Origin of the sequence: Pseudoalteromonas sp. PAST1 (assembly GCF_021532515.1) — a bacterium.
Taxonomy (GTDB): domain Bacteria; phylum Pseudomonadota; class Gammaproteobacteria; order Enterobacterales; family Alteromonadaceae; genus Pseudoalteromonas; species Pseudoalteromonas simplex.
The window spans coordinates 106,158-120,293 of record NZ_JAKGBH010000008.1 but is presented as its reverse complement, the minus strand read 5'-3'; the positions used below and the strand labels follow the sequence as shown (position 1 = coordinate 120,293).

At 41.5% G+C, this 14,136-nt stretch carries 12 protein-coding genes; 8 read left to right on the top strand and 4 right to left on the bottom strand.

Going from position 1 to position 14,136, the window contains the following annotated elements; all coding sequences use genetic code 11:
* Positions 1-38: 38 nt before the first annotated feature.
* The 6 genes from L1272_RS05955 (at position 39) to L1272_RS05930 (ending at position 6,681) form a co-directional block, all read left to right on the top strand.
* Positions 39-1,685 carry an electron transfer flavoprotein-ubiquinone oxidoreductase gene (locus tag L1272_RS05955; RefSeq protein ID WP_235372975.1) on the top strand — a complete coding sequence of 549 codons (1,647 nt, stop codon included), beginning with the start codon at positions 39-41 and terminating at the stop codon, positions 1,683-1,685.
* Positions 1,686-1,788: 103 nt separating this feature from the next.
* Positions 1,789-2,253, top strand: a complete 465-nt coding sequence (locus L1272_RS05950; RefSeq protein WP_054561436.1) for an acyl-CoA thioesterase — start codon at positions 1,789-1,791, stop codon at positions 2,251-2,253.
* Between the two features lie 231 nt (positions 2,254-2,484).
* Positions 2,485-3,057 (top strand): outer membrane beta-barrel protein, encoded by a 573-nt coding sequence (locus L1272_RS05945; protein WP_055198360.1) that lies wholly within the window; start codon positions 2,485-2,487, stop codon positions 3,055-3,057.
* A gap of 106 nt (positions 3,058-3,163) precedes the next feature.
* Positions 3,164-3,868 carry a tRNA (N6-threonylcarbamoyladenosine(37)-N6)-methyltransferase TrmO gene (gene tsaA, locus L1272_RS05940; RefSeq protein WP_054553913.1) on the top strand — a complete coding sequence of 235 codons (705 nt, stop codon included), beginning with the start codon at positions 3,164-3,166 and terminating at the stop codon, positions 3,866-3,868.
* 113 nt (positions 3,869-3,981) lie between these two features.
* Positions 3,982-5,706, top strand: a complete 1,725-nt coding sequence (locus L1272_RS05935) for a proline--tRNA ligase (RefSeq protein ID WP_235372974.1) — start codon at positions 3,982-3,984, stop codon at positions 5,704-5,706.
* A gap of 141 nt (positions 5,707-5,847) precedes the next feature.
* A complete protein-coding gene (locus tag L1272_RS05930) occupies positions 5,848-6,681 on the top strand; it encodes a UDP-2,3-diacylglucosamine diphosphatase (protein ID WP_138599555.1) in 834 nt (277 codons plus the stop codon).
* Positions 6,682-6,730: 49 nt separating this feature from the next.
* Here the strand turns inward: L1272_RS05930 and L1272_RS05925 are convergent, their stop codons facing one another.
* The 3 genes from L1272_RS05925 to L1272_RS05915 are packed head-to-tail and all read right to left on the bottom strand — an operon-like array spanning position 6,731 to position 9,529.
* Positions 6,731-7,939 carry an ABC transporter permease subunit gene (locus L1272_RS05925; protein WP_235372973.1) on the bottom strand — a complete coding sequence of 403 codons (1,209 nt, stop codon included), beginning with the start codon at positions 7,937-7,939 and terminating at the stop codon, positions 6,731-6,733.
* The gene (locus L1272_RS05920) at positions 7,932-8,720 is read right to left on the bottom strand and encodes an ABC transporter ATP-binding protein (protein ID WP_235372971.1); all 789 of its coding nucleotides are present in this window, start codon (positions 8,718-8,720) and stop codon (positions 7,932-7,934) included. The genes L1272_RS05925 and L1272_RS05920 overlap by 8 nt, the downstream gene beginning before the upstream one ends.
* Positions 8,717-9,529 carry a DUF3025 domain-containing protein gene (locus L1272_RS05915; RefSeq protein ID WP_054553918.1) on the bottom strand — a complete coding sequence of 271 codons (813 nt, stop codon included), beginning with the start codon at positions 9,527-9,529 and terminating at the stop codon, positions 8,717-8,719. Before L1272_RS05915 ends, L1272_RS05920 begins: the two co-directional genes overlap by 4 nt.
* A gap of 111 nt (positions 9,530-9,640) precedes the next feature.
* On the opposite strand from L1272_RS05915, the gene L1272_RS05910 reads away from it, so the two are divergent.
* On the top strand, positions 9,641-11,266 hold the full coding sequence (locus tag L1272_RS05910) for a M28 family metallopeptidase (RefSeq protein ID WP_235372970.1): 1,626 nt from the start codon (positions 9,641-9,643) through the stop codon (positions 11,264-11,266).
* 71 nt (positions 11,267-11,337) lie between these two features.
* Positions 11,338-12,510, top strand: coding sequence for a putative manganese transporter (locus tag L1272_RS05905; RefSeq protein ID WP_235372969.1), 1,173 nt, complete (start codon positions 11,338-11,340; stop codon positions 12,508-12,510).
* Positions 12,511-12,561: 51 nt separating this feature from the next.
* On the opposite strand, the gene L1272_RS05900 is transcribed toward L1272_RS05905, so the two are convergent.
* Entirely contained in the window at positions 12,562-14,130 is a 1,569-nt protein-coding gene (locus L1272_RS05900; RefSeq protein ID WP_235372968.1) for a dihydrolipoyllysine-residue acetyltransferase, read from the bottom strand.
* Positions 14,131-14,136 lie beyond the last annotated feature (6 nt).

Sequence of the window (14,136 nt, the reverse complement as noted above, 5' to 3'; positions counted from 1 at the left end):
GTTCTTTACAGCAGGTCCGTCACCGAGAAGAGGTTTATATGGTCGAACGCGAAACCATGGAATTTGATGTAGTCATCGTAGGCGCAGGCCCAGCAGGTTTATCAACTGCGATTAGATTGGCTCAACAAGCACAAGAAAAACAACAAGAATTAATGATCTGTGTGGTAGAAAAAGGCTCTGAGGTGGGCGCACACATTTTATCGGGTGCGGTTTTCGAAACCAAAGCGCTGGATGAATTATTACCTGATTGGCAGTCATTAGGCGCACCAGTTACCACTAAAGTAACGCAAGATGATATTTATTGGTTCAATAACAGTGAAAAAGCCACCAGCATCCCCCACTTTGTTAGCCCTAAAACATTCCATAACGAAGGCAATTACATTGTCTCTATGGGTAATGTATGTCGCTTTTTAGCAGAGCAAGCGGAAAACTTAGGGGTAGAAATATTCCCTGGCTTTAGTGCTCATTCTTTGATTATTGAAGACGAAACAGTGAAAGGCATTATCACTGGCGATATGGGCCTTGATAAAGACGGCAACGAAAAAGATGGTTACATGCCTGGTATGGAGCTTAGAGCAAAATACACCGTATTTGCTGAAGGCTGCCGCGGTCATTTAGGTAAAGAGCTAATCAAACACTTTGCTCTTGATAAAGATGCATCACCACAGCATTACGGTTTAGGTTTCAAAGAAATTTGGCAAATCGACCCGAGTAAACACAAAGAAGGCACTGTAGTACATGGTACAGGCTGGCCGTTAACTGGTGATACCAGTGGTGGTGCATTTATGTATCACAGCGACAACAATCAGGTTGTGGTTGGCTTAATTGTTGACCTTAACTATTCAAACCCACATTTAAGCCCGTTTGATGAATTCCAACGCATGAAGCATCACCCTGTTTTTAAAGATGTTTTAGAAGGCGGTGAACGCATAGCCTATGGCGCAAGAGCTATTGCCAAAGGTGGCCTGCGTTCTTTACCGAAAATGCACTTCCCGGGTGGTTTACTTGTAGGTTGTGATGCGGGCACATTGAACTTTGCCAAGATCAAAGGTAATCATACAGCGATGAAATCAGGCATGGTTGCCGCTGATGTGATAGTAGCAGCTCTTAGCGACGGTAAAGAAAATGCCGATTTAGCTGAATATAAATCAGCTTTTGAACAAAGCTGGGCATACAAAGAGCTTTATCAATCACGTAACTTTGGCCCTGTTATGCACAAACTCGGTAAATTCTTAGGTGGTGCTTATAACACCCTCGATCAAAATCTATTTGGTGGCAGCTTACCGTTTAACTTTGAAGATAACATGCCAGATCATGCAACGTTGGTTGCAGCTGATCAGGCTGAAAAAATCGACTACCCAAAAGCAGATGGCAAACTTAGCTTCGATAAACTTTCATCGGTGTTTTTATCAAATACCAATCATGAAGAATCGCAGCCATGCCATTTAAAGCTTAAAGATAACTCGATTCCTATTGCAGTGAATTTACCGCAATTCGATGAGCCAGCACAACGCTACTGCCCTGCAGGTGTGTACGAAGTACAAGAAGTTGAAGGTAAGAAAGAGTTTGTGATCAACTCACAAAACTGTGTGCACTGTAAAACCTGCGACATTAAAGACCCAAGTCAAAACATTACTTGGGTAACACCTGAAGGAGCAGGCGGGCCAAACTACCCTAATATGTAACGCACGTTACTCATTTAATTAAAATTTATCCTAAATTGCAGGGGCTTCGGCCCCTTTTTTAGGCTATGCTGAAAGTGTCGTGTTTTATAAAAGTGAGTAAAGTATGCCGTCTTCAAGTGTAACCTTTCGTTTTTTAGCTGAGCCTACCGATGTCAATTTTGGCGGTAAAGTTCATGGTGGTGTGGTAATGAAGTGGATTGACCAAGCTGGTTACGCCTGTGCTGCAGGTTGGAGCGGTCACTACTGCGTTACTGTGTCTGTTGCGGGTGTAAAGTTTCAGCGCCCTATTCTGGTTGGCCAAATAGTCGAAGTGAAAGCCAGTATCGCCCACACGGGTAAAACCAGCATGCAAATCTTTATTCAAGTACGCTGCGGCGACCCTAAAACCCAGAACCTAGTTGAAACCAATCATTGTGTTATAAGTTTTATTGCAATGGATGAAGCAGGCTACCCAATTGAAGTACCTTCATATACAGCTGTGACAGACGAAGAAAAGAAAATTGAAAACTATGCGATTAAAATGAAAGAGATCGCGATAGAAACAGAAACCCTATTACAAAAAGCATAAAACTAAATCGATTTAAAAACTGCACCTAGTAACTTCTACAGAGCACCCTGAAATTGTTACGACTGCCAAACTGAATGCCTGATTACAGTTTCAACAAACTGTTTAAAAAACCACTTAATGAAGCCTAAAAACAATACTTTAGGCTTTATTTTCAGCTTGGCATTGCCATTGCAATACTCCTTGTGAATGACGCGAAACATTCGTTTATTTATTTTATAAAGGAGCTATTAAATGATTAAAGCAATTTCACTTTCTGCACTTTCTTTAGCACTACTAGGTTTTAATAATGCTGCACATGCAGATATTACCGAAATGGATTCTCCGCGTATTTATACCGGTATCGGCTACGGCCAATATTCTTTTGAGTTTGAAGACAGTGAAAATGACACTGACTTCGATGACGATTCACAAATGCTAAAAGGCTATATTGGTACTCAGTTTAACAAGTACTTAAGCCTTGAACTTGCCTATCAAAATTTTGATGAAGTAAGCGATATCGATTCTAAAGCTGAAATTGACGGTGTTTCACTAGCAGCACGCTTAGCAGCCCCAATTACAGATAGCTTTTCTGTTTATGCCAAAGGTGGTTGGCTAGAGTGGGATGCTGAAATTGAGCAAGACCTAGGCGAGCTTGGCAGCATCAGTGCTGACTCTGATGGCGGTGATGTATTTTATGGTGCAGGTGTAGAATATGCTTTCACAACAAACATGCAAGTACGTTTAGAGTATGAGCGCTATAAATTAGAAGATGATATTGACCCAGATATGGACGTTGCGTCTGTATCATTCCAATACATGTTTTAATTTATACTGCGTAGTCTAAATATTAAAAGGCAGTCTCGACTGCCTTTTTTGTGTTTGCATATAATGCATGTAAAATGTCGGCAGATTTTCTTAACGACAATGCACAATGAGCGAATACCAATTAACTGCCGTCGGCCATATTCAATCTCCTTATAAACAAAAGTTTGCCATACCTCGCCAACCTCGTTTGGTTCCTGAGGCTAAAGCAAAGCTGGTATTCAGCAGCGATTTTAATCGTGAAGAGTTTGTACGCGGCCTCGATGAATTTAGCCATATTTGGCTGTTATTTAGATTTCATGAAACCGCAGATAAAGGTTACTCAGCAATGGTGAGACCCCCTCGCCTAGGCGGTAATGAACGTAAAGGTGTATTTGCAACACGTGCAACCTTTCGCCCAAATGCTATAGGCATGAGTGCTGTAAAACTTGAAGGCATTGAATATAAAAATGGTCAGTTAAGCTTATTGCTTTCAGGTATCGATTTACTCGATGGCACACCTATTTTAGACATTAAGCCATATTTGCCCTACTCAGACGCAATGACCGATGCCACCGCTGGTTTTGCCGATACCAGACCAGAAACCGATATGAGCGTTGAGTTTAGTGAAGAAGCGCTTGCTTTTATTGCAAAGCAAACTGAGCAACCTGAATTAAAAGCGTTTATAAGCAATGTATTAAAGCAAGATCCTCGCCCTGCCTATAAAAAGCAACGTGACTCAGAGCAAAGCTACGGCATGACCTTATATGATTTTAATATTAGGTGGCATGTTCAGGACAATCATAATACAGTGACCAGCATTGAAAAATGCTAGTTTTTAGCATATAGCGCTTTAGTGTCAGTGCTTCCACTGGTAAACTTAGCGCCTTGTTATTACTCAAACGTCTTGAGTAAACGATAATAATTTTAACACTACTTGGAATAGAGATGCGTACCAGTCAATATATACTCGCAACACTTAAAGAAACTCCGTCTGATGCAGAAATTGTTTCTCATCAATTAATGCTACGAGCAGGCATGATCCGCCGCGTTGCGTCGGGTTTGTATACATGGTTGCCCTCTGGTCTACGCGTACTTAAAAAAGTAGAAAACATCGTACGTGAAGAAATGGATAAAGCAGGCGCTATCGAAATGTTAATGCCTATTATCCAACCAGCTGATCTTTGGGAAGAGTCTGGTCGTTGGGAGCAATTCGGTCCTGAATTACTGCGTATTAATGACCGCCACAACCGTCCATTTGCACTTGGTCCAACTCACGAAGAAGTGATCACAGATTTTGTACGTAAAGAAGTGAGCTCTTATAAGCAATTACCGCTTACTCTTTACCAAGTACAAACAAAAGTTCGTGACGAAGTTCGCCCTCGTTTTGGTGTGATGCGTGCTCGTGAATTTACCATGAAAGATGCGTACTCTTTTCACTTAAGTGATGAGTGTTTAGAGAAAACATACCAAGTAATGCACAAAGCATACTGCAACATCTTCGAGCGCCTTGGTCTTGATTACCGCCCTGTTATCGCTGATACCGGCTCTATCGGTGGTAGCGTGTCACATGAGTTCCATGTACTTGCAGAATCAGGCGAAGATGCAATCGCATTTAGTGATGCAAGTGATTACGCTGCAAATATCGAAAAAGCAGAAGCATTAGCACCGACTGAAGAGCGCCCAGCAGCAAGTAAAGAGTTAAAAGCGTTCCCAACGCCTGATGCAAAATCAATTGCTGAGCTTAAAGAGCACTATGGTGTTAAACCTCATCGCGGCGTGAAAACATTAATCGTGTATGGCGCACCAGATGAAAACGAACAACGTGGTTTAGTTGCCCTTGTATTACGTGGCGACCATGAATTAAACGAGTTAAAAGCTGAGAAGCATCCGCTTGTAGACTCACCGCTTGAAATGGCAAAAGAAGAAGACATCGTTGCTGCTATTGGCGCAAAACCAGGTTCATTAGGCCCAGTCGGTCTATCAATGCCAATTATTGTTGATCGCACAGCTAACGTTATGGCTGACTTTGTAGCAGGTGCTAATAAGGATGGTGAACATTTCAGCGGTATCAACTGGGATCGCGATGTAGAAAACTACGAAGTGGCTGATATCCGTAATATCGTTGAAGGCGACCCAAGCCCATGTGGTCAAGGTTCACTGCAAATCAAACGTGGCATTGAAGTAGGTCATATTTTCCAACTTGGTACTAAATACTCAGAAGCAATGAAAGCTGGCGTATTAAGTGAAACAGGTAAAAATCAAGTAATGACAATGGGTTGTTACGGTATTGGTGTATCACGTATCGTAGCTGCCGCTATTGAGCAAAACAATGACCAATACGGTATTAAATGGCCGCAACCTATTGCGCCTTTTGATTTAGCGATTGTGCCAATGAACATGCATAAGTCTCATCGTATTCCTGACATTGCAGATAACCTTTACAAAGGCTTGAAAGATGCCGGTTTAGACGTGTTGTTTGATGACCGTAAAGAGCGCCCAGGTGTTATGTTTAACGATATGGAATTACTAGGTGTGCCTTTCACATTAGTAATTGGTGAGCGTAACCTTGATGAAAACAAGGTTGAGCTTAAAAACCGTCGTACTGGCGAAAAGCTAATGCTTGATTTAGATAGTGCCGCTTCTGAAATTGCCGCACTTGTTAAAGGCTAATTAAGTCTGCTCAACAAAATTTAAAAAACCGCTTCGGCGGTTTTTTTGTTTTATTAATTGTCATAGATGTTTCGCTAAAGCGTCTTTTAACTGTCATTGATTCTGCCTAGCATTTACTTTATTACACCATGAGTAAATGCCATGAATAACACCACTTGCAGTAGTAAAACCCACTATCCTGCCGTTTGGATTTCCGACGTTCACTTAGGTTATAAAGACTGCCAAGCGCAGTATTTACTAGACTTTTTAAATGCCATTGAATGCGATGTTCTGTATTTGGTCGGTGATATTGTCGATTTATGGTCAATGAAACGACAGTTTTTTTGGCATCCTAGTCATTATGATGTACTTGCGCTTATTCAACAAAAAGCGAAAGATGGCACACGAGTGATCTATATACCAGGAAACCATGACGAAACCTTTCGCCATTATGCTAATGATTCATTATTCGGTATCGAAGTACACAAGCAATATATTCATACCACTAAAGCCAACAAACGTTTTTTACTTTTACATGGCGACGATTTTGACTCAGCAACGCGCTACAACAAATTAATCAGTATTGCAGGCGATGCAGGATACGACTTTTTATTATTTTTAAATCGCTGGACTAATCGCATTCGGCGTTTATTTGGCGGTAATTATTGGTCATTGGCCTCTTGGATCAAAGCACGCGTGCATAAAGCACGTGAAGCTATTGATGCATTTGAAAAAGCAGCCATCCACGAAGCAAAAAAACAAGCCGTCGATGGCATTATTTGTGGGCACATTCATCACCCAGCCGTTAAAGTGGTTGATGGAATTTTATATTGCAACGATGGCGACTGGATTGAAAACTGCACTGCATTAGTAGAGAACAGCTCTGGGCGTATAGAGTTATTGCACTGGAGTGAAACTAAAAAAGTGATTAACTCAGCAGACATTAGCAAACTTACACCAAAGACTGCTTATGATAAAAACCAAGATGCAGCCTAGACCTAAACGTAAAAAGCCCCTACTCGGGGCTTAAATTTATTGTAATTTACTATCTAAATAGTACATCTTCTTTATTGAACCATTTAACACAAAACGCAAGTAATGCACCTGCCACAATGACTGTCGCTAAGAAAATTAAACCCACGAGTGTGTAATCAACTGTGCCTTTAATGATTTCTTTAATTGCCAAAGCTACATTTGTCACAGGAATAAATGCTGTTTTGCTCGTAAGCTCAACATTCGGCATTAAGGCAACCATAATTGGAAAAATTACCCCCATGCTAAGTGGTGCCATGTAGTTTTGTGCTTCTTTAAAGGTTCGCGCATAGATAGAAATAGCCAACGCTAATGATGAGAAGATTGCAGCTATAGGTAATAACAGCACAAAAATCAGCCCTAAATCTAATACAGTTAAAGAGCTAAATGCGTTTTTAACAACGGCTAAATCTACAAATGCAATGGCCACTGATATCCACACCCCCATACTGAGTACGGTAATGGTGGTTGTTGCAATAGAAGAAGCAAGTAAGGTTACAAACTTACCTAACACCAGCTGTGTACGGGTGATTGGTGTAAGTAGAAGGGTTTCGAGCGTACCGCGCTCTTTTTCACCAGCACCTAAATCAATCGCCGGATACGTTGCGCCCATCAATACCAGAGGAATAAGTAGATAAGGAATAAACCCACCAATTTTCTCACCCAGATTTTCACGTTTATCTGCAGTGTCGACCTTCACCACTTTAATAGGCTCGATAATAGCGGCTTGCTGCTGCTCTGAAACACCAAAGCTTAATAGTTTGTTTGTACGCAGCGTATCGCCATATTCTTTTGCCAGTTCTTTTACACGGTCAAATAGGAAGTTAATTGCTTTTGCGTCGTTATACACAACTTGCCATTCACTTTGCTTTGCATCATCTAACGTTTGCTTAGCGTCTGACGGTAAATAGATACCCATGTCAATGGTGCCCGCTTTAACCGCTTCAGTGAGATCTTCTACTGTATTAAAGGTTTCATCACCTTTATATAAAGCAAAGCTTTTATGGTAAAACACCTTATCTGTAAACTCTTGCGCATAGTTACCATTGATAATGGCGTAAGTATGCACCTCTTGTTCTGCCTCTAACGCCGCTTGTGAACTAATAAATGCCATAACAGCAAATAATAATGGAAAGATAGCAACCGGTAATGCAACAACAAATATCAATGTTTTACGGTCACGTAACAGCTCTTTTAACTCCTTTTTAAATACTTCAAACATTACGGCTCTCCGTTAAAATATTCATAAACGCTTGGTTTAATTCTTCACTTTGACCTGCTTGTTTAAACCCATCTAAGGTGCCATCAAAGCAACTAATTCCTTGGTTTATCACCGCAACACGGTCACAAAGTAAGGCAACTTCATCTAAATGGTGCGTTGAGAAAATAACTGGCGTGCCCTGCTCTTTAAGGCCGCGAATAAAGTTAATGACGGTTTGCGTAGTCATAATATCTAAACCAGTTGTCGGCTCATCAAGAATAACCACATCAGGATGATGAACAACAGCACGGGCAATATTGGCTTTTTGCTTCATACCTGTTGAAAGGTTTTCGGCGCGTTTATCAATAAAGCTGTGCATATCAAGTAAGGTGAATAGCTCATCACAACGAGCGGCGACCGCTTTTTTACTCATGCCATGTAAACGGGCAAAGTATTCAACGTTTTCTTTTACTGTTAAACGCCCATATAAGCCAGTACTACCTGACAGAAATCCAATTGATTTGCGGCCAACTAATGGCTTTTTAACGATATCGTGACCAGAGATGGTAATGCTGCCTTCATCTGGTTTTAAGGCTGTTGAAATCATTCTAAGGGTGGTTGTTTTACCGGCACCATTTGGGCCGAGTAAACCGAGTACTTCACCTTTGTTACATTGAAAGCTGACGTCTCTTACAGAATGAAAAAATTCTTTATCTTCACGGGGGTCTATGTTGTCCGTTTTATTTTTTTTATGATCTTTTGTTAGCTTAAACTTCTTTTTAAGCCCTGCCACTTCAATCATGTGCGTTTCCTTCGTTTCGGTCTAAAGTAATCAGTGTTACTGTAAAATTCTGGATTTTCATTGTCAGTCCACCATCCCGGTACGCCTAACAAGGGTAAGGGTGATAAATTTTTATTATCACGCAAACAATCATCATGCTTAATCATCTCATAAAGACGCTGATCTAGATACGCATATTGCTCGGTTAAATCTTTACAAAATATGTCATCAGGAACAATTACAAATAATGCTTTACCCGTTAAACCAATATAAGGCTGTGTGAGCATTTCGTAGTTAGCATGGCCAAACATAAATGGTCTAATGCTTTTACCCCACTGTTCACGCTGTTCTACAAAGGCTTGCTGCCATTGGTGGTCGCGTAATTGCTGCTGCCAGCTTTGTTCAGTAATTGCCAGCACCACGCCGCATTCATCAAATAAGGTCAGTGCGTTTCGGTGTTTACTACGCTCTTTTAGACCATGCAGTTTAATTTCTTCAATGTGCTGATGATTAATCAGCGCTTTGGTTTTTGGGAATAAACACCAAATAAAGCCACCAAAAAGGTCATGCCAATTTTGTTGTCTTGTTGGTACTTGCCCTGTCTCAAATATGATTTGCTCATAATAACGGGTTTCATCGGCAAACTTTTCATCTTCAACAAAGGTTATGGCTTTGCCCTGTGTAGTTTTCGCATTTAGATATTGATTAAACCACTGGCAAGATGGCCAATCTGAGAGTTTATCAATATTAAATAGCGTTGCTAGGTCACTAAAGGCACCCGTTGTAAGGTATTGCGTTGACCATTGCTCGGGAGCAGTAAATCGTTTCATTGCTTATTTTTTTAACTTATTGATGTATTGTGGGTAGTTTACCGTAAAAACTGGTTCTCATTAATAGAACCTCATATACTAACGTCACCATAAAACAAAAAAAGAGCTATTATGAAACGCTATTTTCCAATGACAGTCCTTGCAAGTGCTATTCTTGCGGGCTGTGCTTCAACAAGTATCACATCAAGTGATGTCGAAAAAGCCTATCAAAGCATTAATTCACAGCAACTAGCAGAACACATTAAAGTGCTTGCCTCTGATGAGTTCGGTGGCCGTGCACCCTCATCGAAAGGTGAAGAGCTAACGCTTGCCTATTTAACCGACCAATTTAAAGCATTGGGTTTTGAGCCGGGTAACGGTGATAGCTTCTTACAAGAAGTACCGCTTGTTTCATTAGAAGCTGATTCAGACATGGTACTTACCATTGGCGGCAAAGATTACCAATACAAAAAAGATATGGTAATGGGTAGTAGCCGTATTAGTGCTAAGCAAAGCATTAAAGATTCTGAATTAGTATTCGTTGGTTACGGTGTTAATGCACCAGAGTACAACTGGAACGACTACGAAGGCCTAGATGTTAAAGGCAAAACCGTTGTTATGCTGGTAAACGATCCTGGTTTTGCGACGAAAAACCCTGATTTATTCACGGGCGATGCCATGACCTATTACGGTCGTTGGACATACAAATATGAAGAAGCAAGCCGTCAAGGTGCAGCAGGTGCGATTATCATCCACGAAACAGCACCGGCTTCTTACCCATGGTCAGTTGTTGAAAACTCTTGGAGCGGTGAGCAATTTGGTTTCCAAAAAGAAAATAACAACATGGACCGTGTTGCTGTCGAAGGCTGGGTAACAACTGATGTTGCTAAAGAGCTTTTCACAAAAGCAGGCTTAGATTTCGATACCATGAAAGCGAATGCGGCAAAAGGCGCTTACCATGTTGATATGGGTGACCTAACTGCAAGTGTTGAAGTAAATAACACAATTAAAAAATCAATTTCGTATAACTTTATCGCGACGTTACCGGGTAGCGAAAAGCCTGATGAGCACATCATTTATTCAGCTCACTGGGATCACCTTGGTACTGATAAAACCCGCAAAGGCGACCAAATCTATAATGGCGCCCACGATAATGCAACGGGTACTGCTGGCTTAATCGAAGTTGCTGAAGCATTCGCGACCCTACCTGAGCACCCTAGCCGTTCAATGACTTTCTTAGCCGTTACTGCTGAAGAACAAGGTTTACTTGGCTCGAAATATTATACTGCAAATCCAGTGATCCCAGCATCACAAACGGTTGCAAACATCAATATGGATAGCTTAAACCTATTAGGTAAAGTAAAAGACATCAGTGTTGTTGGTATTGGCAAATCTGAAATGGATAGCCTACTAGAAACAGCTGCAAAAGCGCAAGGCCGTACAGTATCTGGCGACCCTAAACCGTCTTCAGGTGGTTACTACCGCTCTGATCACTTTGCATTTGCAAACATGGGTGTACCAGCAATGTATGCCGGTGGTGGTAGTGAAGCCCTTGATGAAGAAACGGCAAATTACCGTAAGCGTATGAGCCTAGTGCTTCGTGGTTGTTATCATCAGCCTTGCGACCGTTACCGTGATGAATGGGATTTATCAGGTGCCGTTCAGGACCTTCAGTTATTCTATCAAGTAGGTTTTGATATCTCAGAACGAAAAGAATGGCCGACCTGGAATGCCACTTCTGAGTTCCAACGCAAATAGATACAAATGAGATTGATTTTCATTTAAAATCGTACTACAGTGTAACCTGATTAATTTTAAGGTTGCACTGTATGCTCTCACTAACACAAACGAGGTTTATTCCTAACAAAGCGAGGTGTTACATTACGGACAATAAACGCTTATTTTTACCCCTTTTATTACTAATTTCTTTGGCGGTACCTGCAAGCCGAGAATTCACCCTACAAGCGCTAAGTGATGCTTTTTTTCAAGTATCTGTATTTGTTGCAGCCACCTTATTAATCTATTACTACCTTATTGATAAACTTCCTCAGTTACAGCTGAGCTATCTACGCGCTAAATCAGGCATTCTAGAGGTGAGTTTTGCCTCAATTTTAGGTGCTTTACCTGGCTGTGGGGGTGCCATTATTGTGGTAACCCAATTTACTAAAAAGCAGGCTAGCTTTGGCTCTGTTGTTGCTGTCTTAACCGCAACCATGGGTGATGCCGCCTTTTTACTGTTAGCAACCCGTCCGCTTGATGGCTTATTAATGATGTTAATAGGTGTTGCTGTAGGCGTTATTAGTGGTCAATTAGTTAATACATTTCATAGCCCAGATAAATTTCAGCCTGATGAGGCTAGCGAATACAACGAGCAGCCACAATGCCAACCAAAAGCGTTAAAGTTTAGCCGACCAGTATGGAAATTTGCTTTAGTACCGAGCTTGATTGTTGCTTTTGTTATCGCCACCAATACCGACTTAAGTGTATTTGGCAGTGGTATTAATGAGGGCATTACTGTATTTGGCTCAATCATGGCACTATTCACCGTGGTTGTGTGGGCACTGTCTTCTAAAGGCAGCAGTTATAAGCAAGTAACCAGTGAAGAAGCACCTTGCACACCTCCTTCAAAACTCACGAAAGTGTTAATGGACACGCACTTTGTTACGGCCTGGGTAGTTGCCAGTTTTATGCTGTTTGAAATTCTCGTTAACCTAGTTGGTGTTGATTTAACAGCGTGGTTTTCTGAGTATGCTTATCTTGCACCGCTGGTGGTTGTGGCTATTGGCTTATTACCCGGCTGCGGGCCACAAATCGTCGTGATGACACTCTATATTCAAGGTATTATTCCATTTAGTGCGATGGCAGCCAATGCAATTTCAAATGACGGCGATGCCCTATTCCCAGCTATCGCATTAGCGCCAAAAGCGGCCTTAATCGCGACGGTGTATTCAACAATTCCAGCGCTGTTACTCGGTTATGGGTTGTATTTTTACGGCATATAATCCTTAGCATTAAAAAAACCAGCCGAGGCTGGTTTTTTAATGCTTACTGATTTAGCTCATCGCCATCATCATTTTTGCAGGATCTTCTAAATAAGACTTCCATAAGTTATTGAAGCGTGCAATTGTTCCGCCATCAATCACTCGGTGGTCTCCAGACCAGCTTACTTGCATAATTGCTGCTGAAATCACATTACCTTGTGCATCAAAGCGAGGTAAATGCTGCAGTTTACCTAAAGCAACAATCGCTACCTCAGGTTTATTGATGATCGGGGTTGCAATTGTGCCGCCAATCGCACCGATGTTAGAAATGCTAATAGTGCCGCCTTTCAAATCATCCGGTGAAACACGACCATCACGTGCTGCTTCAGTTAAGCGGGTCACTTCGTTTGCAACATCTACGATACTCTTTGACTGACATGATTTAATGTTTGGTACCAGTAAACCAATCTTAGAATCAACCGCCATACCGATGTTATGATCATCAAAGTAAGTTAGCTCACTGCAATCATCATTTACTTGCGAGTTTAGTACTGGGAATTGCTTGATCGCTAACGACAGTGCTTTGATAAAGAACGGCATCATAGTGAGCTTAACGCCCTGCTGCTTATACTGCTCTTTAAGCTCACTGCGCATTGCAATTAGTTTAGTTAGGTCAATTTCATCACAGAAAGTAAAGTGAGGAATTGTCGAAACTGAAGCAACCATTTGCTTAGCCATTGCCGCTTTAATGCCTTTAATAGGCTCTACGCGACTGCCACCAGAAGACACCACCGTTGATACAGGCTCTGCCGCTTTTGGCGAAGCTTGTTGTGATGCTGCTTGGCTTGGTGTTTCATTCAAGAAATCTTCGATATCTTGTTTATAAATACGGCCGTTTTTACCAGAGCCTGGTACTTGCGTTAAATCAACATCAAGTTCGCGGGCTTTACGACGTACAGCAGGTGAAGCAACCGCTTTCTTATTAAGTTGTTTAGTTTCACTTGCTGAAGCCGCAGGTTTCTTTGCTGGTTTAGTTGCTGCATTTGTTTGTGCTTTAACTACCGCAGAACTTACATCTGGCTCTGCACTTTGGCCGGCAATGCTCATTTGGAATAATGGGCTGTGAACCGCTGCAATATCACCCTTTTGATAATAAAGCTTTTCAACTTTACCTGTGTATTTAGCCGGAATTTGCACCAATGCTTTGTCTGTCATTACATCACACACAGCTTGATCTTCTACGATTTCATCGCCTTCACTGACTAACCACTCAACGATTTCACACTCAACGATACCTTCACCGATATCTGGTAAAATGAAATCTTCTAAGTGCTCACCAGTCTCAGATGATGCTTCAGCTGCTACAGGAGCTTGAACTTCTTCACTTTGTGTTGGTGCTTCGCCATCAACATCCATTGCAAATAATGGTGCATGTACTTTCGCAATATCCCCTTTTGCATAATAGAGCTTACTGATCACACCATCATGAACAGCAGGAATTTGCACAAGCGCCTTGTCGGTCATAACATCACAAATAGGCTGGTCTTCTTTTACAGAATCGCCCTCTGCAACTAACCATTCAACAATTTCACACTCTACGATGCCTTCGCCGATATCTGGCAAGATAAAATCTTTAGACATACTGAC